The sequence below is a fragment of the Acidithiobacillus sp. HP-2 genome (assembly GCF_015100155.1).
GTDB lineage: Bacteria > Pseudomonadota > Gammaproteobacteria > Acidithiobacillales > Acidithiobacillaceae > Acidithiobacillus.
Genome location: NZ_JACKZA010000023.1, coordinates 1 through 21,213, shown reverse-complemented (window position 1 = coordinate 21,213; position 21,213 = coordinate 1). Strand labels below are relative to the sequence as shown.

The 21,213-nt window shown below is 53.7% G+C and carries 23 protein-coding genes and 1 pseudogene; 10 read left to right on the top strand and 14 right to left on the bottom strand.

Features of this window, described 5'->3' with window-relative positions:
- Nucleotides 1–31: 31 nt before the first annotated feature.
- From H7F11_RS14715 to H7F11_RS14700, 4 genes are all read left to right on the top strand, one after another.
- The gene (locus tag H7F11_RS14715; protein WP_193651589.1) at nucleotides 32–808 is read left to right on the top strand and encodes a peptidylprolyl isomerase; all 777 of its coding nucleotides are present in this window, start codon (nucleotides 32–34) and stop codon (nucleotides 806–808) included.
- A gap of 173 nt (nucleotides 809–981) precedes the next feature.
- The gene (gene clpS / locus H7F11_RS14710) at nucleotides 982–1,290 is read left to right on the top strand and encodes an ATP-dependent Clp protease adapter ClpS (protein WP_193651588.1); all 309 of its coding nucleotides are present in this window, start codon (nucleotides 982–984) and stop codon (nucleotides 1,288–1,290) included.
- Nucleotides 1,291–1,295: 5 nt separating this feature from the next.
- A complete protein-coding gene (gene clpA / locus H7F11_RS14705; RefSeq protein ID WP_193651587.1) occupies nucleotides 1,296–3,554 on the top strand; it encodes an ATP-dependent Clp protease ATP-binding subunit ClpA in 2,259 nt (752 codons plus the stop codon).
- Between the two features lie 107 nt (nucleotides 3,555–3,661).
- A complete protein-coding gene (locus H7F11_RS14700; protein ID WP_193651586.1) occupies nucleotides 3,662–5,137 on the top strand; it encodes a protein adenylyltransferase SelO in 1,476 nt (491 codons plus the stop codon).
- On the opposite strand, the gene H7F11_RS14695 is transcribed toward H7F11_RS14700, so the two are convergent.
- From H7F11_RS14695 to H7F11_RS14640, 12 genes are all read right to left on the bottom strand, one after another.
- The gene (locus H7F11_RS14695) at nucleotides 5,113–5,820 is read right to left on the bottom strand and encodes a type 1 glutamine amidotransferase (RefSeq protein WP_193651585.1); all 708 of its coding nucleotides are present in this window, start codon (nucleotides 5,818–5,820) and stop codon (nucleotides 5,113–5,115) included. The two genes, H7F11_RS14700 and H7F11_RS14695, sit on opposite strands and share 25 nt — an antisense overlap.
- A gap of 133 nt (nucleotides 5,821–5,953) precedes the next feature.
- Nucleotides 5,954–6,610 carry a peroxiredoxin gene (locus H7F11_RS14690; RefSeq protein WP_193651584.1) on the bottom strand — a complete coding sequence of 219 codons (657 nt, stop codon included), beginning with the start codon at nucleotides 6,608–6,610 and terminating at the stop codon, nucleotides 5,954–5,956.
- Between the two features lie 143 nt (nucleotides 6,611–6,753).
- A complete protein-coding gene (locus H7F11_RS14685) occupies nucleotides 6,754–7,137 on the bottom strand; it encodes a hypothetical protein (protein ID WP_193651583.1) in 384 nt (127 codons plus the stop codon).
- 93 nt (nucleotides 7,138–7,230) lie between these two features.
- Nucleotides 7,231–7,752 carry an inorganic diphosphatase gene (ppa, locus tag H7F11_RS14680; RefSeq protein WP_193651582.1) on the bottom strand — a complete coding sequence of 174 codons (522 nt, stop codon included), beginning with the start codon at nucleotides 7,750–7,752 and terminating at the stop codon, nucleotides 7,231–7,233.
- Between the two features lie 21 nt (nucleotides 7,753–7,773).
- Nucleotides 7,774–8,532, bottom strand: a complete 759-nt coding sequence (gene kdsB / locus H7F11_RS14675; RefSeq protein WP_193651581.1) for a 3-deoxy-manno-octulosonate cytidylyltransferase — start codon at nucleotides 8,530–8,532, stop codon at nucleotides 7,774–7,776.
- Entirely contained in the window at nucleotides 8,529–8,711 is a 183-nt protein-coding gene (locus H7F11_RS14670; protein ID WP_024894835.1) for a Trm112 family protein, read from the bottom strand. The genes kdsB and H7F11_RS14670 overlap by 4 nt, the downstream gene beginning before the upstream one ends.
- Nucleotides 8,701–9,714: a tetraacyldisaccharide 4'-kinase gene (gene lpxK, locus H7F11_RS14665; protein WP_193651580.1), complete on the bottom strand. Its 1,014-nt coding sequence runs from the start codon at nucleotides 9,712–9,714 to the stop codon at nucleotides 8,701–8,703. Before lpxK ends, H7F11_RS14670 begins: the two co-directional genes overlap by 11 nt.
- Nucleotides 9,711–10,856 carry a hypothetical protein gene (locus H7F11_RS14660; RefSeq protein WP_193651579.1) on the bottom strand — a complete coding sequence of 382 codons (1,146 nt, stop codon included), beginning with the start codon at nucleotides 10,854–10,856 and terminating at the stop codon, nucleotides 9,711–9,713. The genes lpxK and H7F11_RS14660 overlap by 4 nt, the downstream gene beginning before the upstream one ends.
- 3 nt (nucleotides 10,857–10,859) lie before the next feature.
- Nucleotides 10,860–11,504, bottom strand: coding sequence for a lysophospholipid acyltransferase family protein (locus tag H7F11_RS14655; protein ID WP_227485544.1), 645 nt, complete (start codon nucleotides 11,502–11,504; stop codon nucleotides 10,860–10,862).
- 30 nt (nucleotides 11,505–11,534) lie between these two features.
- Nucleotides 11,535–11,939 (bottom strand): ExbD/TolR family protein, encoded by a 405-nt coding sequence (locus H7F11_RS14650; RefSeq protein ID WP_193651879.1) that lies wholly within the window; start codon nucleotides 11,937–11,939, stop codon nucleotides 11,535–11,537.
- The gene (locus H7F11_RS14645) at nucleotides 11,936–12,556 is read right to left on the bottom strand and encodes a MotA/TolQ/ExbB proton channel family protein (protein WP_193651880.1); all 621 of its coding nucleotides are present in this window, start codon (nucleotides 12,554–12,556) and stop codon (nucleotides 11,936–11,938) included. Before H7F11_RS14645 ends, H7F11_RS14650 begins: the two co-directional genes overlap by 4 nt.
- A 90-nt stretch (nucleotides 12,557–12,646) precedes the next feature.
- Nucleotides 12,647–14,854 carry a ComEC/Rec2 family competence protein gene (locus H7F11_RS14640; RefSeq protein ID WP_227485543.1) on the bottom strand — a complete coding sequence of 736 codons (2,208 nt, stop codon included), beginning with the start codon at nucleotides 14,852–14,854 and terminating at the stop codon, nucleotides 12,647–12,649.
- On the opposite strand from H7F11_RS14640, the gene H7F11_RS14635 reads away from it, so the two are divergent.
- Nucleotides 14,839–15,402: a DUF2062 domain-containing protein gene (locus H7F11_RS14635; protein WP_193651881.1), complete on the top strand. Its 564-nt coding sequence runs from the start codon at nucleotides 14,839–14,841 to the stop codon at nucleotides 15,400–15,402. The genes H7F11_RS14640 and H7F11_RS14635 overlap by 16 nt on opposite strands.
- Here H7F11_RS14635 and H7F11_RS14630 read toward each other — a convergent pair.
- Together H7F11_RS14630 and H7F11_RS14625 are read right to left on the bottom strand one after the other, a co-directional pair.
- Nucleotides 15,399–15,968, bottom strand: a complete 570-nt coding sequence (locus H7F11_RS14630) for a hypothetical protein (protein WP_193651882.1) — start codon at nucleotides 15,966–15,968, stop codon at nucleotides 15,399–15,401. The genes H7F11_RS14635 and H7F11_RS14630 overlap by 4 nt on opposite strands.
- 464 nt (nucleotides 15,969–16,432) lie before the next feature.
- On the bottom strand, nucleotides 16,433–18,307 hold the full coding sequence (locus H7F11_RS14625) for a DUF3857 domain-containing protein (protein ID WP_193651883.1): 1,875 nt from the start codon (nucleotides 18,305–18,307) through the stop codon (nucleotides 16,433–16,435).
- A gap of 300 nt (nucleotides 18,308–18,607) precedes the next feature.
- Here H7F11_RS14625 and H7F11_RS14620 point away from each other — a divergent pair, with 300 nt between their 5' ends.
- From H7F11_RS14620 to H7F11_RS14605, 5 genes and pseudogenes are all read left to right on the top strand, one after another.
- The gene (locus H7F11_RS14620) at nucleotides 18,608–18,838 is read left to right on the top strand and encodes a DUF2283 domain-containing protein (RefSeq protein ID WP_193651884.1); all 231 of its coding nucleotides are present in this window, start codon (nucleotides 18,608–18,610) and stop codon (nucleotides 18,836–18,838) included.
- 98 nt (nucleotides 18,839–18,936) lie between these two features.
- A complete protein-coding gene (locus tag H7F11_RS14615) occupies nucleotides 18,937–19,164 on the top strand; it encodes a DUF29 domain-containing protein (protein ID WP_193651885.1) in 228 nt (75 codons plus the stop codon).
- A 177-nt stretch (nucleotides 19,165–19,341) separates the two neighbouring features.
- Nucleotides 19,342–19,557, top strand: a complete 216-nt coding sequence (locus H7F11_RS17130) for a GDCCVxC domain-containing (seleno)protein (protein ID WP_319803390.1) — start codon at nucleotides 19,342–19,344, stop codon at nucleotides 19,555–19,557.
- A gap of 127 nt (nucleotides 19,558–19,684) precedes the next feature.
- Nucleotides 19,685–20,599: a hypothetical protein gene (locus H7F11_RS14610; RefSeq protein WP_193651886.1), complete on the top strand. Its 915-nt coding sequence runs from the start codon at nucleotides 19,685–19,687 to the stop codon at nucleotides 20,597–20,599.
- Between the two features lie 27 nt (nucleotides 20,600–20,626).
- Nucleotides 20,627–21,213: pseudogene (locus H7F11_RS14605) on the top strand (transposase); the annotation flags it as partial.

Sequence of the window (21,213 nt, the reverse complement as noted above, 5' to 3'; positions counted from 1 at the left end):
GGGGAGCATCACTTAACCTGAAGGAAAATTTATGAAACTTCGCGCGGTCGTTCTTGCTGCCACTATCAGCGCTTTTGCAGTACCTGCTTTTGCTGCTCCCGTAGCTACTGTCAACGGTACCCCCATCGACAATAGTGAGGTCCAGGCCATCATGTCCATGAGTCCGGCGCTGGCGAAAGAGCCCAATGCCCACGAGCAGGTCGTGCAGAATCTGGTCAACATGGAAGTCCTGTCCCAGTATGCCACCAGCCATAATCTGGCTCAGTCTCCTGATGTCAAAGAACGACTGGCTATGGCCAAGCGCCAGATATTGGCAGATGCCGCTGTAGATCAATATGTTCAGGAGCATCCAGTTCCCGAATCCGATATCCAGGCGGCTTACAACAAATTTGTGCAGGCCATGGGCAAAAAAGAATACGAAGTCCGGCATATTCTGGTCAAAACCAAGGCAGAAGCCGACAAGATCATGGCCGAACTCAAGGCTGGCAAGAAATTTTCAACCTTGGCGGAAAAAGACTCCATCGACAAGGCCAGTGCAGCCCATGGCGGCGAACTCGGCTGGATTGTTCCTGGTATGGTGGTACCGCCTTTCGCCCAAGCTGTTGAAACCGCACCCATTGACAAGCCTGTAGGCCCGGTGCAGACCCAGTTCGGCTACCATGTCATTGAAGTACAGGCGACGCGTGCTTTGACCCCGCCGCCTCTGAGTGCCATGAAGGATCGTATCAAGGCCCAGCTTTCCCAGCAGGAAGCCGCCAAGTTCGTATCCAACCTGCGTAGCCAGGCGAAAATCAACATTACCAAGTAATTGCAGCATTTTTGCTTCTGCTGGCGCCGGGATTTTCCCGGCGCTTTTTTTTGTCGATGCCCGCCCCCATATCCAATCGGGCTTGGGGTGTTTGTTTAAGCGGTTTCGCCTTGCCAGCGGTCGGGGCAGACGCCACAATGGAGGCAGACAACGTCAATCATGGAGCAGGGGAAATGAGTAAAACGCAGCATCGCCGGAGTACGATCCTGGAGCGTGATCCGAAGACGGAAGAGCCGAGGATGTACAAGGTGTTGCTGATGAATGATGACTTCACGCCGATGGATTATGTCGTGCATGTTCTCGAAGCCTATTTCCACAAACCTCATGAGGAAGCTGTTGCGGTGATGATGTCCGTACATCATCAGGGTAAGGGTCTCTGCGGTGTATTCCCTTATGATCTGGCCGAAACCAAGGTCGCTCTGGTCACGGCAGATGCCCGGCAACACCAGCACCCACTCCGCTGCATCATGGAAAAGGAGTAGTCCCGATGATCGACAAGGCCTTGGAAAAATCCATCAACCAGGCATTTCAGATTGCCCGTCAGTACGGTCATGAGTATGCGTCAGTAGAACATTTGCTGCTGGCTCTGCTGGATAACCCTGAGGGGCTGGATGTACTCAAGGCCTGTGGCGGAAATGCTGCGCATCTATCCATGGAATTGCAAAACTTTCTGGAGCGCAAAGTGCCCACCATGGGCCCCGCCGGAACCGTCAACACCCAACCCTCGGTAGGCTTTCAGCGGGTCATTCAGCGCGCCCTCTACCATGTCCAATCCGCAGGCAAGGATGCCGTTTCCGGGGCCAATGTTATTGTCGCCATGTTTGCCGAGCGCGAATCCCATGCGGTTTACTTCTTGCAGAAAGAACACGTTACCCGACTGGACGTTGTCAACTATCTGGCGCACGGAATGCGCAAGGATGAAGCCATGGACGAGGAAGAAGAAGAAATCGAAGGGAGTACCGAAAAAAAGGGTAACAGCAAGGACCCCCTGCAGGCCTATGCTCGCAATCTCAATGCCATGGCCCGTGCCGGACGCCTGGACCCGCTGATCGGGCGTCAGGAGGAAGTCACCAGAGCCTTGCAGGTATTGGCACGTCGCCGCAAAAACAATCCCTTGTTTGTCGGCGAACCGGGGGTCGGCAAGACGGCTATTGTGGAAGGCATTGCCAGAGCCATTGTCGCCGGAAAAGTCCCGGAAATGCTGGAGAATGTCACCATTTACGCACTGGATCTGGGTGCCCTGATTGCCGGATCCCGCTATCGGGGAGACTTTGAGGAACGCCTCAAGGCGGTTTTGAAAGCGCTGCGCAAACAACCGGGCAGCATTCTCTTCATTGATGAAATTCACACTCTCATTGGTGCCGGAGCAGCCTCCGGAGGAGCCATGGATGCTTCCAACCTGCTCAAGCCGGCGTTGGCCTCCGGCGAGCTTAAATGTATTGGAGCCACCACCTATCAGGAGTTCCGCCAGCATTTCGAGAAAGACCGGGCGCTTACCCGGCGCTTTCAGAAAATTGATGTTCCAGAGCCCACCCAGGAAGAGTCAGTACAAATTCTGCGCGGACTGAAAGGCCAGTTTGAGCAGCACCACAATCTCCGCTACACCGATACGGCGCTGCGGGCAGCAGTGGAGCTTTCGGTCAAGCATATTCATGATCGCCATCTGCCTGACAAAGCCATTGATCTGATTGACGAAGTGGGTGCGGCTCAGGCATTACTGCCTCCCTCGCGGCGGAAAAAAAGCATTGGCGTCCACGACATTGAAGAAATGGTGGCTCGCGTAGCGCGCATTCCCGGTAAAAATGTTTCTCTGGATGATCGTCAGGCGCTGAAAAATCTGGAAAGAGATCTGGGTCTGGTCATCTACGGACAGGCAAAAGCCATTCATGAGCTTTCCGCAGCCATCAAAATGGCCCGGGCCGGGCTCCGGCACCACGAAAAACCGGTGGGCACATTCCTGTTTTCCGGACCCACCGGCGTGGGCAAAACCGAACTCAGCCGCCAGTTGTCCAGCCTGCTGGGTATCCCGTTATTGCGCTTCGACATGAGTGAATACATGGAGCGCCATACGGTATCCCGTCTCATTGGCGCGCCTCCGGGTTATGTGGGGCATGATCAGGCCGGTCAACTGACGGAAGCGGTCAGTCGTAACCCCCATTCCGTGCTGCTGCTCGACGAAATTGAAAAAGCCCATCCGGATATTTTCAATGTATTGCTGCAAGTCATGGACCACGGCAAGCTGACCGATGCTGGCGGTCGTTCGGTGGATTTCCGCAATGTCGTCCTGATCATGACCACCAATGCCGGCGCTGAGTCCCGAAACAAGGGGAGCATTGGCTTCATGAAGCCTGCAGAACTGGAAGGTGGTCAGGAAATGGAAACCATCCGGCGGATATTTTCACCGGAATTCCGAAATCGTCTGGATGCGGTTGTACCCTTCAGCGCCCTGTCTCGAGACACCATTCTCCATGTGGTCGACAAATTCATCATGGAACTGGATGAGCAGCTCCTCAGCAAGGGTTACAGCCTCGAAATCAGTCCTGAACTCCGGCAATGGCTGGGCGACAAGGGCTATGATCCGCAAATGGGCGCACGGCCCATGGCGCGTGTCATTCAGGAACACCTGAAAAAGCCTCTGGCCGAGCATATTCTTTTTGGAGATCTGCCCAAGGGCACCCGGATCAGCGCCACACTGGAAGATGGTGCAGTGAAGTTGCGGATTCCCGAAGCGGTGACCCAGGAATGAACCTGAAAACAGCAGAGGATCCGGCGGCTTTGCCGCAATTTTGGCCCGTGCCGTTAGCACAGAAAGCCTCCGGGTCCTCTGCCAAATTCTGGATGGTTCGATAAATCATGAGCACTTACGGCTTTCATTTTGACAACAGCTACGCCCGCGAACTGGAGGGATTTTTCGCCCCCTGGCAAGCGGCAACCGTGCCTTCCCCCCATATATTGCTTCTCAACCATGCTCTGGCGACGCAACTGGGACTTGACGATGCCGTCCTGGACAGTGACTGGGGCGCTGCCATTTTTTCCGGCAATGAAATTCCGGAGGGCGCGCAGCCTTTGGCCCAGGCTTATGCCGGGCATCAGTTTGGCCATTTATCCCCGCAATTGGGAGATGGTCGAGCCTTGTTGCTGGGTGAACTACTGGACCCGAATGGTCGGCGCTGGGACCTCCAGCTCAAAGGCTCCGGGCGCACCCCTTTTTCGCGCGGTGGGGACGGCAAAGCGGCCATCGGCCCCGTACTCCGGGAATATCTGATGGGCGAAGCCATGGCCGCGCTCGGCATTCCCAGCACCCGTGCACTGGCTGCCGTCAGCACCGGTGAAATTATTCATCGCGACACGCCGCTGCCCGGTGCCATTTTGGCCCGTGTTGCTGCCAGTCATATCCGCGTCGGTACTTTTCAGTTTTTTGCGATTCGCAATGATCAGGAAAAAGTCAGGCAACTGGCCGATTATACGATTGCCCGTCATTATCCTGCAGCACAAACCGTTACCAATCCCTATCTGGCCCTGTTTAATGCCGTCGCCGACCAGCAGGCGGCGCTGCTTGCCCGCTGGATGCTGGTGGGATTCATCCATGGCGTCATGAACACCGATAACATGAGTATTGCCGGGGAAACCATTGATTATGGTCCCTGCGCTTTCATGGACCGCTACGATCCTGCCACCGTATTCAGCTCCATCGACAGTCAGGGACGCTATGCCTTCGGCAATCAACCGCTGATCGCCCAGTGGAATCTGACCCGTTTTGCGGAAACTCTTGTCGAACTGGTTGATCCTGACAGCGAAGCCGCCATTCGCCAGCTGACCGCAGCCATCAACCATTTCCCGAAAGTTTATGCAGCTTACTGGCTACAGGGCATGCGCGCCAAACTTGGCCTACACACAGAAGAAGAACAGGACCAGGAATTGGCCCAGGACTTTCTGACGACGCTGGAAGGTCAATCCGTGGATTATACCCGGGCATCCCGAAGCCTGTCGGCTGCAGCTCTGGGGAACCCTGCGGCGTTGCGCAGCCAGTTTGAAGATGCTGCAACTGTGGATGTCTGGTTGCAACGCTGGCAGGATCGTCTGTCGCGGGAACCCATGCAGGCTGAGGAAATAGCACGACATATGGATCAGGTGAATCCCGTCTATATTCCGCGCAATCATAAAGTGGAAGAAGCCCTGAATGCAGCAACCCAAAACCGCGATCTCAGTCTTTTCCACCAGCTGCTCAAAGTCCTCTCCGCGCCTTTTACTGAACGCCCCGGTCTGGAAAGCTACGCGCAACCCGCACCCGAAAGCTTCGGAGTTTACAAAACCTTCTGTGGCACCTGAGTGCTGAGAAAATCCAGAACGCGCTGAACCTGTGCGTGGATTTGCTCATAAGCGTCTGAAGGAGCATCCAGCATCTGCTCCACACTCTGAATAGTAGGCTGATCGGGTATGATTTCATCCGCACAGTGCCGGATCAGGGCATCAATGCTGAACGCCGTACTTTCGAGGTGGAATTGTAATCCTATGATTTGATTTCCTATCTGAAAAGCCTGATTCTCACAGGCGGCACTATGGGCCAGACGGGTTGCTCCCGGCGGCAAATCAAAAGTCTCGCCATGCCAATGGAAAGCCTGTATCTGCCGGGGAAATTGAAAATGATCGGCGTCAGATACTTCCGCATATACGGGAAACCAGCCAATCTCCTTCTGCTTGCCCGGAACAACCCGCGCCCCGCAGACATGGGCAAGCAGCTGCGCACCCAGGCAAATGCCCAGAATCGGCAAATCCGCCGCTATGGTTTCACCAATAAAGCGTTTTTCCGCAGACAACCAGGGATAAATCGCTTCATCGTGAATGCTCATAGGACCACCGAGAATAATCAGCAGATCAAACTCTGTGGGCGCTGGCAATGCGCTATTTTCATAAAAGCGCGTCCAGGACACTCTGGCTTTGCGGTCCTCAAGCCAGGTTTCCATACTACCCAGTCCTTCAAAAGCCACATGCTGGAGAACATGAATGCGCATTGCTGAAAACCCTCCACTGATATTCTCCCGATCCTTGAGCCTATGCTCTGAATGGGGAGAATTCAACAAATACAAAAGCCCCGCCAAATCTGGAGAGATCTGACAGGGCCATGATTACGACACTTAGCAGCCCTTATTTTTTAGGGGCTTTAGCCATCCGCAAGTAGGGCAGCTTGATATTGATATCGCCAAACTTGTCTTTGGCCTGTTCATCATTGAGGGATAGGGCTACGATCACATCCTGACCGGGTACCCAGTTGGCCGGGGTAGCAATCGGCACCCCATCGGTAATCTGAATGGCATCCAGGGCCCGCAGAATTTCTGCAAAGTTGCGGCCTACTGACATGGGGTAAAGCATGGTGAGCCGAACTTTCTTGTCGGGTCCGATGATAAATACCGAGCGAACCGTTGCCGTATTGGCTGCCGTCCGGCTGTCCGGAAGATAGGCATCCGCAGGGAGCATGTCGTAGAGCTTGGAAACATGCAGGGAAGTGTCATCAATAATCGGGAAATCGGCAGGTGCACCCGCAAAGGCTTCAATATCCCTCTTCCACTTTTTGTGCTCTTCCACATTGTCCACAGAGACGCCCATAACCTTGGTGTTGCGCTTGGCGAATTCGGGAGCCAGTTGGGCTACCGCACCGAATTCGGTGGTGCAAACCGGGGTGAAGTCACGCGGGTGGGAGAAGAGAATGGCGTAGCTATCGCCAATCCACTCATGGAGATTAATCCTTCCGGCTGTGGAATCAACGGTAAAATCTGGAGCAATATCATTAATACGAATCGTCATCTGAGTCATCCTCTGTATATAACCAACGAAGCAACGGGTCAGGAACTGCTCAACTTCACTACTGGAGCCAATATCCCACAGTTGATTTAGACTGTCAATATATATTTTATTAGTTAAATAATAGACTAATTATAATTATTAGCTCAAGCACTACGCCAGTATGGAGCCAATAACAAAGCCTCTGGCACCAGCGTCTTGATGGCGGCGGGAATTTCGAGGGTCAGACCGGGGCGAGGGCGTATACTCACCCAAAGCAAATTGGTGCGCATGTTCATATCTGCAAATACCACCCAGGCACCATAATGTTTGAGTACTGCATTGATAATACGCAAGGTATGCTGCTGACGCAGGCCGCTACGATCCCGTAATCCGGGGATAAGCATACGAAAGTCAGCGAGAAGATGACCGTTTTCGTCACGACTGGGAACCCTTCGCCAGAGCGGCTCGTCAGGGTGCAGGGCGGCATGAAAGGAGTTTTTCAGGCCTCTTTGTTGCGCTTGCCGGGATACTGGCGGTGCTGCAGACATGGGGTTGTCTCCTGCATGTGCGAGTCACCCCCTTAGTCTGCCTGCTCTGCTTAGGGGCGGCAAGCCCCGGCAGAGCAACGCGATGGAAAAAGCCTAACCGTGTCTTTTGACGTCGGCTTCGATGATTTTGCGGGCTTCGGCCAGGTTGGCCCAGTCCTTCATTTTCACCCATTTACCGGGCTCCAAATCCTTGTAATGCTCAAAGAAATGCCGAATCTGCTGACGAAGGTTTTCCGGCAGATCTTCGACATCGCGAATGTCCGCATAGCCTCCAGCCACTTTTTCATGGGGTACGGCGACAATTTTTGCATCTATACCGTGTTCATCTTCCATCATCAGTACACCAACCGGACGCGCCCGGATCACCGTACCGGGAGCCACCGGCTGGGGAGACCAAACCAGACAATCGGTGGGGTCACCATCATCAGACAGGGTGTTGGGAATAAATCCGTAATTGAGAGGGTAGTGCATGGCAGTGAACAGAAAACGATCCACAAAGACTGCGCCCGCTTCTTTATCCATTTCATACTTGACGGAAGAACCCTGGGGGACTTCAATCACCACATTGATATCATCCGGCAAGGACTTACCCGCCGGTATTTTTTTCAGATCCATACGACACTCCTTGAGGTTGGTTTAAGAAAAAAGGGTACGCACCCGCTCCAGATCAGCTACCGTATCGACACCAGATGCCGGGGCTTCTGCTGCGCAATATACCGCAATTTGCACGCCACGCTCCAACGCCCGCATTTGTTCCAGGGATTCAATCTGCTCCAGAGCACTGGCTGGCCATTGCGCATAATCCTGCAGAAATCCATGACGATAGGCGTACAAACCCAGATGGCGCCACCAGCTTCCGGAATCCGGAAGAGTTTCCCCAGTCCGTAGGGGGAAATGCTCCCGGTACCAGGGGATGGGCGCGCGAGAAAAATACTGGGCATGGCCCAGATCATTGCGGATCAGTTTCACGACATGCGGATCTGCGAGTTCATCCCAGTGCCCAATGGGAACTGCAGCCGTGGCCATCTGCAAGCCCGCATCTTCGAGCAATAGCTGAGCTGTGGCCTGCAGAAGTGCGGGATTCATGCCGGGCTCATCTCCCTGCAGATTGACGATAATTGCCTCCGCAGGCAATTCCAGCAGACGCGCAGCTTCGGCAAGACGTTCCGTACCGCAAACATGGGCCGTGGACGTCAGTACTGCTTCGCCATCGTAGCTCTGTATACATTCAACGATTTCCAGATGATCAGCGGCAACAACAACCCGGGAAGCTCCACTTTCGAGCGCCCGGCGCCGTACCTGTTCAATCATGGGCAAACCACCGACATCCAGCATGACCTTGCGCGGCAGGCGCGTAGAAGCCAGGCGCGCCGGAATAAGCACACAAAAACTCATGCGGGTTTATCCTCGTAAGGTTTGGCTTCATCCAGTAAAAGAACAGGAATATCATCGCGAATGGGATATTGCAGATGACAACGCGGGCAACACAGGGCCTGACGCTGTGCACAAGGTTGCAGACTCCCTTTGCATTGGGGGCAAGCCAACAAATCCAGCAACCGACGATCAATGCTCATGGTTTCTCCAGTTTGATAGCGCCCTTTCCAGCCAGGGCATGAAATCCGGTGCCAGTTCGGCGGTAATCCGCAAAGCCCAATCGTCAGGCTGCGCAAATTTCCGACATTTTACGGCATCTTTTTCGGTCATGACGAGGGGGCGAGACAGCGCCTCCAGATCTGCCCGCGTAAATACGTGATGATCCGGGAAAAACCGGGCATCCGCATCTACATCCACCCCCAGAGTAGCCAAGGTATCCACGAAGCGTTGCGGACGGGCTATTCCCGACACCGCCGTCCAGCGTTCTCCGGCCAGGCTGTCCAGGCTGCGGATACGTTGTGGATCCGCAACCGCCTGTAAATCCTGAGGACGCACCTGAAAACCGAATTGGGGGGGAGATTCAGTCTGCGCCAGGGCAGTGGCTGCGGCAGCATCCACCAGCAAGGCGTCAGCCGCCGCCAGGGCCGCCCGGGGCTCGCGCAACGGCCCAGCAGGAAGACAGTAGCCGTTGCCAAAAGGCTGGGCTCCAGACATCACCAGCAGCCGTAAGCCCGGATGCAGGGCGAGGTGTTGAAAACCATCATCCAGCAAAGCCAGATCAAAACCGTCGGCTACGGCTGCAGCAATGGCCTGGTGACGATCGGGACAAATATAGACCGCCTGGGTTTGATTCTGCAGTTGCGCCAGGAGCAGTGGTTCGTCACCGGCACACTCGGGAGAATCATGCGCCTGAACCCGATAGGGCCAATGCGGTGGATGCGCTCCATAACCGCGACTGATGATGGCAACCTGCCATCCCGCCTGCCGCAGTAAATGGGCCAGGGCTGCCACCAAAGGCGTCTTGCCACTGCCGCCCACACTCAGGTTGCCGACCACAATGGTCGGAATATCTGCTTCCCGACCATGGATATGACGCCGCCGCCAGGTGGCGACCGCGCCCGTCAGCATCCCCAGCGGCCGTAAACTCGTGGCGAGCCAGCCACCCTCCTGCCATTGCTGTTCGAGGGTCTGGCGGAAACTCACCAGTCAAAAACCCGCTGCAAAAATTCCGGAAGACGTTCTCCCGCCTGGCGTCGTTCCTGCCAGAAAACCCGGCGGGTTGCGTCGCCGCGTTGCCGCGCACTCATCACATCGGCATATAGATCCCGCCAGTGCTGAAGCACCTGAGTGGGATTATTGAGGGCTTGCACAGCACCGGCTTCGAGTTGTCGGGCAGCATTGAGGTCAACTCCGGGATGCACGCTCACCGGTCGGGAGCCCGCATAAACCTGCCACTGCAGGAAAGGTGCGGCAGACTGCAGATGCACTGCCTGAGCAGCCGCCGCCAAGGCGGGATACCAGCGGTCTTCATCCACAGCCAGAACAGAACCGGCAGGCAGGGGCTGGCGCCGCCATTTTGATAACAGCGGTAAGTCTTCCGGCCTTTCAGCCCCACCCAGAAACAGCAACCCCTGGCGAGAAAGTGGCGAAGCCGCCCAGGCCTGGCGCCAGTCCTGCCATTGTTTTCCGGTCAACCCCTCCACCCACCACAGCAGTCCCTCATCCGTACCACTGATCATGCTGCGGAAATTGGGGTCGACCTGGGCAATGGTAAAAAGCGTCGCAAAATCGACCGGTTCCTGCAGCACCGCTGCGCTGATTTTACCCTGCCATAGCTCTGCCTGTTGCGCATCCCGGGGATATACGGCTTCGAGCAGGGTCGGCACAAGGTTTTGCGGATCAGCTGCCATGAGCAGGCTGGGGATTTGTCGCCGCTCAAGTGCAGCCTGCAGCCCCTTGCGCGGTATCTGACCCAAGGCCAGGTAACGCAGCGGTTTGAGTTTATCCAGAGTGCGCTCCACGGCCTGAGCATGATCGCAGGGCCCAAAACCATAGCCCAGCCGTTCCAGAGATTCGGTATGCTGCTGCAATAACTGTGGATATTCCGTTTCAAAAGTCATGACCATACGCAGATCCCGGCGTTTTTCGGCGATAGCTCTGGACAGCTCAATACCCAGCCGCTGATTGTCGGGATCACTGAAACTCTGCATCCAGAGAATAGGTCCGCGCTCACCGGGAGCTTTAATCCAGCCCCAGCGCGCATTGGCCTGTCCTCTGCGACCGGCACGGGCATCCTGCCAACTTGCCCAGCGGCCGCGCAACAAACCATTTTCGTAATAGCTCATAATTTAATCATACTCACGGCCCACCAACGTGTCGGCCTGTTTGCGCAAATTAATCATGTCTGTTTCCAGTTGCTTCTGCAGCTCGGTTTGGAGAAGATCGTCGGCATCCCGGGGAATATACAGCGCCTCACCCCAGGTAACGACAATGCGGGTTGCCAAGCGGGGCAGCAAAAAACCATCCCAACTGGAAAAACGCCTGGCTCGCCGCGCCGAATAGCTCACCGGGATAATCGGCAAGCCGGAAATGCGCGCGAGATCAATGACCCCCTTCTGCAGCACTTCGCGGGGGCCTCTGGGCCCATCGGGAGTGATGGCCAGCGTACGCCCACTCAGAGCAGCCCTGAGCATCCCCCTGCCCCCCCTCACTGCCCCCCGCCGCGTTGAGCCGCGTATGGCGGAATATCCCCAGTAAGCCAGGGTCATGGCAATGAATTCACCGTCCCGATGTTCGCTGATGAGCACATCAATATCACGGCCACCCACCCGTCGGTAAGCTTCCGTAATCATCACCCCGCGCCCATGCCAGAAGGCCAGAATAAAAGGTTTTCCAGCAACAATCAGTTGCCGCACCCGGGCATCGCCAACCTCTTCCCAGCGCAAAGTCGCAGATATGCCCCTGATCAGACAGGCCGCCAGTCGGGCAACCAAACGCAGGGAACTCCCTTCCAGCCGCACTGCTCAGCGATTACTCAAAGTGGCAAAACTGATCCGGGTCAGCCCCGCTTCCTGGGCCGCATCCAGCACATCAATCACATATTGCTGCGTGGTGTTTTTATCCGCACGCAACACAATCACGCGTTGCGGATCTTTTGCCGCAAGAGCCTTGAGCCGTCCCAGCAAATCCGTCATGGGCACGGGCTGCTTGTCCATCTGCACCTGTCCACTGGCGCTGAGATCAATCGTGATGGGCGTTTTCGGCAAACCGGCGGCGGCCTGCTGGGCTTTGGGTAATTGCATCGATAAATGGGATTGATGCTCAAAACTGCTGGTCACCATAAAAAAAAGCAGCAGCACCAGCACGATGTCGACCATGGACACCACATTGATGTCGGGCTCTTCATTGATGCGCGGGCGCAGGTTCATTTTCCTGCTCCTCCGGAAAGGGTGTTCACCACTTTCAGGGCTTCTTTTTCTATGGCGAGGACCATTCCATCGACCTGTCCCTTGAAATAGCGATAGAACATCAGGCTGGGGATGGCGACAATAAGACCGCTGGCGGTGGTAATAAGCGCCTCGGCAATGCCGCTGGCCAGGGCCTTGGGATCACCCGCCCCGACCATGCCAATGGCCGCGAAGGCATGCATGATGCCGAAAACCGTGCCCAGCAAACCCAGCAGGGGCGAAACCCCGGCAATACTGCCCAGAAAATTCAGGAAACGGTCGAGATGGGCGACTTCCTGCCGACCACTTTCTTCGACGGTTTCCTTGATGGCATCCCGGGATTGCCCTGCCTGTTGCAAGGCTACCAGCATCAGCCGCGCCAATGGGGTATCGTTTTCATAGAGCAGCTTGACGGCTTGCTGCACTTTTCCCGACTCCACCAGATCATTGACCCGGGGGGCGAGATCCTTGGGCGCAATACGGGCCTTACGCAGGACCCAGAAACGGTTTCCGATAATCGCCAGGGCGATGACGGCCAGCAGAATCAGAAGGGGAAGAACAAAACCACCCAGTTTAAATAACTGCAGCAACTCCTGCACACCGCCTCCAGCTTTCAATCAGATTGGACGAAGCAGGAATATAGCACAAGACCCGACAAACGGCAGTGGCAGCAATCTGATTTTTCAATCCTATATTTGCCAGTAAGCCCGCACTGGAGAAACAGATTGGACAAAATGCCGGTTCTGCCAGGACCATATCCCGGATGGGTCGTCCCCCGCATAGTGAATGGCTGCATTGGGCATGAGTCCGGCCAGAAAAGCCCGCTCTGCAGTCGCAAAACTGGCTGGAGCGAAAGCCAGTTTGACCTGCCGAAAAGACGAAGACCCAACTTTTCCGAGGCGCTGTAGCGTAGCCAAATCCATGTCTCCCAGAATCAGCAGATCAGGACCGCTTCCCCAAGCCAGCACACAGGGCTGGACAGCTTTACCCAAATCCACAAAATGCACACCCGCAGGCGGATTGGGGGCATCCTTGCGACAAACAGAAAGCAGTCCGGGGTTTTGCGGGTAGTTCCTTGCGCCCGGCGGCCCCCACTGATGTATTGCCGATAGGGCGGGCAAGGGTGTGGAAATATCGGTGCGCACCCAGTCCGAGACCCGGGTCAGTCCTTTTTGCTGCAAAACTGCCGCAAGGGCCTGGCCGGCTTCACGCCGCGTAGCAGATTTCCAGAGATTGGCCGTCACCACGCCGCTATGCTGGGCTTTTTGCCAAAACAGGACCATACCGGATTGTACCGGGAGATTGCGCAGCTCAAAATTCGTATTCCCTTCCGCAGGCACCAGAAGCGGCACCAGTCCAAGTAATGCCAGAGGGCGACCGGGCCAACCTTTGGGTAGAAAGAAAATGCTGAGTCCGGCTGTCGCAGCCAGTAAAGCCCAGATCCGTCCAGTGCCGGTATGTACCTGGGCAAAAGGAATCTGGAGCAAGGCTCTGAGCAGCGCCGTAATCCCGTCCATCTGCACAGCCACCAGGCGAAAAAGTATCCGGCTCAGCAACTCCATATCCAGCAGCGCCAGAAAGGTTCCCAACAAGGCAAGCGGAACCGCCAGCAACTCGACCATAGGAATCACCAGAATATTGGCCAGCGGCGAAACCAGTGAAATCTGCCCGAAAAGACCCGCCAGGATCGGCAGCAAGCCAATAAATACCGCCCATTGACTGCGCAGCAGGGTGCGCCAGCCTCCTTCCCCATAGCCCACCGCCACCAAGGCCGCTACCGCGCCCAGAGAGAGCCAGAAACCGACATCCACCATAGCTCCGGGGTTCCCTAAAACAATAAGCAGAGCCGCCAGAGCCAGGCCCTGCCAGGCCTGATGTGACCTGCCCAGCAACCAGGCTATTGCCGCTGCGCTGATCATCCAGGCGGCGCGTTCACCGGGAATCTGCATGCCCGCAAAACTGGCGTAAGCCCAGGCGGCCGGAATACTGGCGATCACCCCCGCCGTTTGTGCCGGCCAACGCGTTACCAGCCAGGGGATACGCCGCCAGCCCCATTGTACCAGCCACAAAATCAGACCAGCGACTACCGCCACATGCGAACCGGAAATCACCAGCAGATGGGCCGTACCCGTATCCCGGTAAACCTGCCAGATTTCCGGGGAAAGCTGGTTACCCACCCCCACGCTGAGGGCCTGGACGAATCCGCCGGACTCATGGTCCAGGGCCATGTTGGTCGCCTGCAGCACGGTCTGGCGGGCAGCAGCAATCTGATCACCCGGATTCCACAAAGAAGGGGGCAGCAGTCGGGCATTCTCGATCCGTGCCACGCCCCCAATACCCTCCCAGAAGCGCTTACGGTCAAGATCCGCAAAGGGACTCTTGGGCAAAGTGCTGAGTGCTTCACTCTGCAATTGCAAATGCCAACGCTGACCAACCACCGGCAGTTCGGGAAGGGATCCGTGAATCTGCAAAATGGCGGGATGTTTTCCGGCAGGAGACTCGCCCGACCAACGCTCGGGAGTCAGTTGAAAGCGATAATCGCGCCCGCCCAGTTGGGGAATGGAGCTGATGCGTCCCTCCACCGAAAAAGTCCGGGCGCTGGTCCAATGCACAGCCAGGCGCGACTCAGCCTGCCAGATTCCCCAAGAGAAGGCCGCAGCAGCCAGAGTCAACAGCACCCCATGTCGCCATTTCCAGGCAAAGGGCAATGACACAAGACATAAGAGCAAGGAAATCCACAGCGGGGGTAACTGCCGAAAACTGTGAAAAAGCCCCATTCCCAGACCGGCAGCCAGCACCACCAGAAGCAAAGACGGCCAGGATTTGGTTCCAGGCAAGAGCTTGGCTACACTAGGGCGAATATTGTTGTGGAAATATCCCATTGCGCCTACCCGCATTTGTCCGCCTTCCCACCCGTGAGGAAATCCTCAAAAAACGTCCCCTCGGACGTTTTACCCATTATCTGGCACGCCCGGTGCTCTGGCACCCGCACCGCCATAGCGTCGCCCGTGCTGCCGCCATTGGAACTTTTATTGGAAGCCTGCCATTTTTTGGACATTTGCTCAGCATCACTTTGCTCTGCCTCTGGCGGAGAGCCTACATTCCCATCGGCTGGGTTATGCCCTGGGTGGTCACGGGTCCGTTGACTATCATACCGTTTTTTTTCGCCTGTTATGAATTCGGTTTCTGGCTACTCACCCAGTTGCACATCGCGCCTGCCATCACCATCCATTATCGTGATATTCATCAAATATTTCATGGTGATATCGGCATCATGGCGATGGGGGACCGACTCTGGCATGCCTATCTGGTTACCTGGATAGGCAGCCTGATACTGGGGGCAACCCTCGCCCTGATTACTTATTTTGGCATTATGCAGGGCTGGCGCATCTGGGTGATCTGGCGTCTGCACCGCAGACGGCTGCGTCAGACCAGAGTGCGTTAAAAACGCATGTTAATAATCTTTTGCCGCACCAATTTAAGACCAAGTGACATTGCCGAAGAAGCAATTACCAGGGATGCCAACCCCTGAACAACAAGCATCCAGGAATTTTCAGACGTTTCAAAGAGAAGCCATAAGGATAACAATGCTGACACAGAATAGAAAATAAAAATTATAGAATTAAAGTATAAAAATTGTGAAGACATCCTCATCGACACTGCGCCAGGATTAAACGGACTTACAAAACCGAAATATATTTTCTGTTTAAGTAAAAACATACCCGCAATCCCAGAAAATATAAAACCAATTGATATCGCCAGTGCGGGGAAAACAATATATTGATTGACGATATTTTCTGATAACTTTAAAAAATAGTTGAAAACAAGCATAAGGGGCAGCGACATAAAAAAACTGAATGAGACTATATCGCCGTAGATGCGTCCAATTTTTGAGAAAACACCTTCAGAATTAGAATTATCTATTATTATATAAATCGGGACCAAGAAATTAGTGGTAAGATAATTCGTATCATTTTTTCTCGTTAAATTAAAAAACTGATTGCCAAACATGATAATCTCCTTATTGGTTGATCGCTATCTCAAGGGGCAAACCAAGACCCAGATTACCCAGGTGAGACATGTTAATGAAATTCATGTTAACACTCTAAATTATTCTCCCTGAGATTTTTATTTGTTAATCTTATCAATCCATATTTTTATCAAACCAAACAGAATACGAAGCATCAATAACATAATGATTAAAGACCAACATATGATTACATATACTGGTAAGCTTCCTGAAGGCCATAAAAAATAAATTATAAATGGCCCGCACAAAAGCAGCACAAAACTTATTAATCTATTTCTTGGTTTTGCGGCCATGCATACTCCATTACGCCATATAAAATTTAGCGCTTCAAAAACTCCACCATCATTAGGCCAATACTTTTTTATCCCAAGCATTTGCAATTCCTTGCGGCAATGGCTGCAACCCCCAGCATCTTTATTCGCTCGCTTCCTTCTTCACTGGCTGGTCAATGGTGCAAATCGGATACCGCAAATCCCTCCTGACTGATGGCATAGGCCTGACTGAGGAGCTTATAGAGCTCGGGATACTGTTCCGGGCTATACACCACATGGGCCAGTGCCATGTGGTAGGTCACCTGCAATTGGTCGGCACTGAGGGGGTCAATGGTTTCGGTGAATTCCCCGGCGGCATTCTTGACCTGTTCCGTGTGCTTCTGCACTTTCCAGGAGAAACCCTTGGGCAGGGTCACCTCTGTACTCCATTCGCCATGACCATAGGGCATGAACGCCGGATAGTGGACGGTGGGGCTGCTGAGTCGGGCGGTCAGGTTGCGCAGGGAAGCGGTATTCAGGCCATAGTGCAGATGAATGCGCGTGCCATTGCTGAGGGGAACGCCGGGTGCCGTCTGCCATTTGGCCTGAATGGTGAAGGGATCCTGGAGGCTATGGGTGGGGGAAGTACTCAAAGAACTGCTTTGGGCCATGACCCCCGCCTGAGCCAAGGCCTGATGCAGGACGGCCCCATATTCACTCATGGGTACCCGGGCCAGCAGGTCTTTCCAGATCCAGGCGCCATAACCGCTCAGGTGAAGGGATTCGCTCGCGTCCATACTGCCATCCGCGTGGACGCTGACTTTTTCCGTGCCAGTCATGCCACTGGCTGCGGGACCATCGCCGGGGGTGGTGGCCATTTTGGAGTGATCGCTTACCAGGATGACCGGATGGTAGACATCAGGAAAAGGAATGGTGCCCATGGGGGCGTAACCCGAGGTGGCATCCAGATAGAGATCATACTGAGGGACATAGACGATGACGTGATTGAAGCGCTGGAGATTGGCGACTTTTCCTAGGCCAAAATCGTTTCCGGCCCCCAGGAGCACCGGCTGGGCGGCAATATGGCGAGCCTGCAACAGAGCCACCAATAAAGCGGCAGCGGCCTTACAGTCGCCATAGCGCTGTGTCATGGTTGTATCTGCCGGATAGGGTTTATAACCACTCAATCCCGTTTCCACGCCCACCCAGCGGATATGATGGACGGTCCAGTCATAGAGGGCTTGCACCGCTGCCTTACCCGTTTTATTGCCGGCGATTTTGTCCGCCAGTTTCTGCACTTCCGGCGTTACTTTTTCGGCGGGTTCGGCGTATTTCCAGTAGGCATCGCCTATGGCTTCCCAGTTGGGAAAGGTGCTGAGCGTGAAAGTCGGGCTGACCTGATAGAAGCTCACGGCATTGGGCTGCACAGGCTCGGGATGCGCCTGTTTGAGCGTGGCGCTGATGGTCTGGGTATTTCCCTGAACGCTGTGGGTGACCTGATAAGCGCCGGAGCCGGCCCAGTGCAGTTTCATGTCCATCGGCGCATGTACCACAATGTGGACCTGATCCGCTTGCAGGAAATACGGCACCGTATGGCTGATACTGAGCTGATTCGGGAAATACGGCTTTTTGAAATCTTCCTGCCAGTCCGAAACCAGATCATCCCCCACGGCCACATGGGGAAACACCACTGTGATCGCCTTGGCGTCACTGAATTCCGGCGCATCGGCGACTACCGGCAGGGTCCGGGTATAAATCTTGTCTTTGTCGACGTCGTATTTTTTACCGGAAGGACTGAGGGTGTAGGCCTTGATGACCTGCAAATCCGCCATTTTGGCCGGATATTGTTTATGGGCCTGGGCAAACTTCTGGACGCCGAAATGGCTGAGCGGAGAAGTAACTTCGTGAATTTGCGCGGTGTAACTGCCATTGGGATGAAGGGTGTAGGCGGCATCATAAGCCACAATCTTGAAAGGCAGGCCCTCGGTGGCCGCCTGGGCATTGGAAAAGGCGCTGAAACCCAGCACGCTGATAGCGACTGCCAAAGGTAATTTGCGGATGGATAGCATTGCGGCTCCTCATTTCGGCTAATGCCGATAGTTTGCGGACTAAAACCTACATGTTGAATGAACCATAACAAAGCTATGTTACAGTTTTATGAATCCTTGCTTGACATCTGTCACAAAATGAGAATTGATTACCCAGGGAGGGGTGAGCAGTACGGACACAGGGTGTGGGTGATCAAATCTGCTGTTTCTGGATTGCGCACCAGTAATTGCGGAGCTAAAACAGACCGGGCCTTCTCGAAGCGGGAATCTCCCCACCGGAACAGGTGCGCCAGGACCATCAGAGAAGTATTGGAGGGGATCATGAAAGTACGCTACGACCCGGACACGGATACGCTGACCATAGGGCTAAGTGAGCATCCCGTTATGGAAAGCGACGAGGCCAGCCCCGGCGTCATTTTGGATTATGATGAGCACGGGGATGTAGTAGGCATCGAAATACTGAGAGCATCACACGGCGGTGCCACCCTGCAGCATAGCGGGCCCCCGATTGCCATACTCAAAAGAGTAAAATGCTCTATGCTCGGGGAATGAGGCTAGAGAGGCTCACTGGGTAGACGGAACTGCCTTAACTTTTCCTAACTCAGCAAACTGATTATCCTCACAGGACAAGCCAACATAGGGGGTGTCCCATGGCTACGGCAAGACAGCTTGATCAATCCACAACGAGTTTGTATGAACAGGATTTCTTCGCCTGGACAAAAAATCAGACGGAGGCCTTGCGTACTCGCCAGATCAGTGTTGTAGATTGGGTCAACCTGCTGGAGGAAGTAGAAAGTATGGGGGCAAGCCACCGCCGCGAATTGGAAAGCCGCCTGACCATGAATCCTGTCCGTGGGATACAGACGGACAAACACTGAATAAAACCTGGTGGCCAGAATGAGCAGAGGCACCGTAATGTCCCATAATCGGTCCTCCTGGGTGACAAAAGAACTGAGTAAAACCGGACGATCTGTCGTTCAGAGTTTTGGGACCACGAGACAGAAGGGTGCATTATGTCTACTAAAAGACAAAATTTTTACTGAGGGTCGAGGCTCGTGGAAATAAGATTAGAATCAGTAATCACTTGTCCTAAATGTGGGCACCAAGAAACAGAAACGATGCCAACGGATGCATGCCAATGGTTTTATGATTGCAAAAACTGCGGTGCAATTCTAAGCCCGAAGGAAGGTGATTGTTGTGTTTTCTGTTCTTTCGGTACGGTTCCTTGTCCACCCATTCAAAAAAACTCCAGCACTTGCTGTACGCCTTAATTTTTACGCCCACGAAACATAATGGTGCATTCTGTCTTATCTACAATCCATAGAATTATCATCTCTTGTTACACGGCAATGAACGTGCCATAGAATTAACGGTTAGATTTCCAATCCAAGGTTTAATATGACCAAGTCTGATCTGATAGATGATATCCGCCATGAAATTTACCGAGTATGGGGAGAAGAGGGCTTAGATAGCGCACCAGAGGCGTACGAATGGCTCCTTAAAAATTACAACATTAGTGAGGAAGAAGATGTAAAGTGGCAACTGATACTGGAACACCACACGGACGATCTCCCTATTGAAGATCAAAATGATAAAGAGGTTATGGATTTTTTAGAAAACACTCATGAAGTAAATAAATTTCTTCATTTTTTTCTCGCTAAGTACAAGGCATCATCGTCAATATACACTCAATACTATACTTCAGAAAATTCACATGACAATAAGGATAATAATATGAATTTAGAAGCCCTTAAAGAAAAGTTAAAAACAAAAAATATCTACCCTATCCAAGTGGAAGAAAGGATTTCAGAGATAAATTCCAATAGTTTTATTGGGAGCATTGATGATTATATTGAGGCAGCACACGTGCTTGGAGCTTCTGCGGTTTTTATTTTTACGGAAACATTAGAACTTGAAGATTTTGAATACGAATTAGAAATCGATAATGGCAGACTAGAAATTGAAACAGAAGAAGTTGACCTATGCAAAATCAATAATATAATTGATAATTATAAAGAATATATTGGTCAAGTAGGCGTGTTAAAGTTATTGATGAGAACGCCGCAATGTAATTTACGTTTTTCCATAAAAGAGGACTGGTGGCTTGAATTTATCAACATTCGTGAAGAAACAATAGACAGGGTCAGTGAGCATCAAGAAGCAGCCCGTGCCAAACAACGCGCAGCGCAAGAAGCTAAAGAGAAAAAAATTATAAAGTCTATTGGCAATCTCATTAGTGATGGGGATTTCGTTCGGCTCCCTACCCCCGGTGTCAGGGTAGTTGTCGCCTCTCTGAAATGGAGTCAGGTGTAGGGTGGGGGCGGAAAGTGGATTATCGAGATGAAGAGTTATTCAGCAGAACGTAAGGCCGCTGTATTGCAGAAGATGTTACCGCCCACCAGTTTATCTGTGCCAGAACTGGCCAAACAGGAAGGGATTTCTGATGTGACGCTGTACCATTGGCGTAAGCAGGCGATAGCGAGTGGGACGATGAGTGCAGTGACCAAGAAGACCGCAGAGTGTTGGTCTGCCGAGTCCAAGTTGGCAGCGGTGGTGGAAACGGCACTGCTGTCCGAGGTGGAGTTGAGCGCATATTGCCGGGAGAAAGGGCTGTATCCAGACCAGGTAAAAGGGTGGAAACATGCCTGTATCGTTGGGCAGCAGACCGCCACCCAACAGAAACAGACAGCGGGTGCGCAAGGTCGTGCAGACCAGAAACGGATTCGTGAGTTGGAGCGGGAACTGCGTCACAAAGACAAGGCCTTAGCCGAGGCGGCTGCGCTGCTGATCTTGCGAAAAAAATTGAACGCCCTCTGGGGGGRMSRCATCGGGGAAGATTAACCCCGGTCCTGGAGCGGCAACAATTGATCGCCTGGATACAGGAAGCGGCTGACAGTGGTGCGCGCCGGTCGCGGGCCACTGTCAGC

Excerpts from the sequence above, each read along its gene's own strand:
- H7F11_RS14715 (WP_193651589.1), top strand. The coding sequence starts at position 32 with ATGAAACTTCGCGCGGTCGTTCTTGCTGCCACTATCAGCGCTTTTGCA.
- H7F11_RS14660 (WP_193651579.1), bottom strand. The coding sequence starts at position 10,856 with ATGAGCTATTACGAAAATGGTTTGTTGCGCGGCCGCTGGGCAAGTTGG.
- ppa (WP_193651582.1), bottom strand. The coding sequence starts at position 7,752 with ATGGATCTGAAAAAAATACCGGCGGGTAAGTCCTTGCCGGATGATATC.
- H7F11_RS14685 (WP_193651583.1), bottom strand. The coding sequence starts at position 7,137 with ATGTCTGCAGCACCGCCAGTATCCCGGCAAGCGCAACAAAGAGGCCTG.
- H7F11_RS14640 (WP_227485543.1), bottom strand. The coding sequence starts at position 14,854 with ATGCGGGTAGGCGCAATGGGATATTTCCACAACAATATTCGCCCTAGT.
- H7F11_RS14695 (WP_193651585.1), bottom strand. The coding sequence starts at position 5,820 with ATGCGCATTCATGTTCTCCAGCATGTGGCTTTTGAAGGACTGGGTAGT.
- H7F11_RS14620 (WP_193651884.1), top strand. The coding sequence starts at position 18,608 with ATGAAAGTACGCTACGACCCGGACACGGATACGCTGACCATAGGGCTA.
- H7F11_RS14670 (WP_024894835.1), bottom strand. The coding sequence starts at position 8,711 with ATGAGCATTGATCGTCGGTTGCTGGATTTGTTGGCTTGCCCCCAATGC.
- H7F11_RS14650 (WP_193651879.1), bottom strand. The coding sequence starts at position 11,939 with ATGAACCTGCGCCCGCGCATCAATGAAGAGCCCGACATCAATGTGGTG.
- clpS (WP_193651588.1), top strand. The coding sequence starts at position 982 with ATGAGTAAAACGCAGCATCGCCGGAGTACGATCCTGGAGCGTGATCCG.
- H7F11_RS14610 (WP_193651886.1), top strand. The coding sequence starts at position 19,685 with ATGACCAAGTCTGATCTGATAGATGATATCCGCCATGAAATTTACCGA.
- H7F11_RS14690 (WP_193651584.1), bottom strand. The coding sequence starts at position 6,610 with ATGACGATTCGTATTAATGATATTGCTCCAGATTTTACCGTTGATTCC.
- clpA (WP_193651587.1), top strand. The coding sequence starts at position 1,296 with ATGATCGACAAGGCCTTGGAAAAATCCATCAACCAGGCATTTCAGATT.
- H7F11_RS14700 (WP_193651586.1), top strand. The coding sequence starts at position 3,662 with ATGAGCACTTACGGCTTTCATTTTGACAACAGCTACGCCCGCGAACTG.
- kdsB (WP_193651581.1), bottom strand. The coding sequence starts at position 8,532 with ATGAGTTTTTGTGTGCTTATTCCGGCGCGCCTGGCTTCTACGCGCCTG.
- H7F11_RS14630 (WP_193651882.1), bottom strand. The coding sequence starts at position 15,968 with ATGTTTGGCAATCAGTTTTTTAATTTAACGAGAAAAAATGATACGAAT.
- H7F11_RS14625 (WP_193651883.1), bottom strand. The coding sequence starts at position 18,307 with ATGCTATCCATCCGCAAATTACCTTTGGCAGTCGCTATCAGCGTGCTG.
- H7F11_RS14615 (WP_193651885.1), top strand. The coding sequence starts at position 18,937 with ATGGCTACGGCAAGACAGCTTGATCAATCCACAACGAGTTTGTATGAA.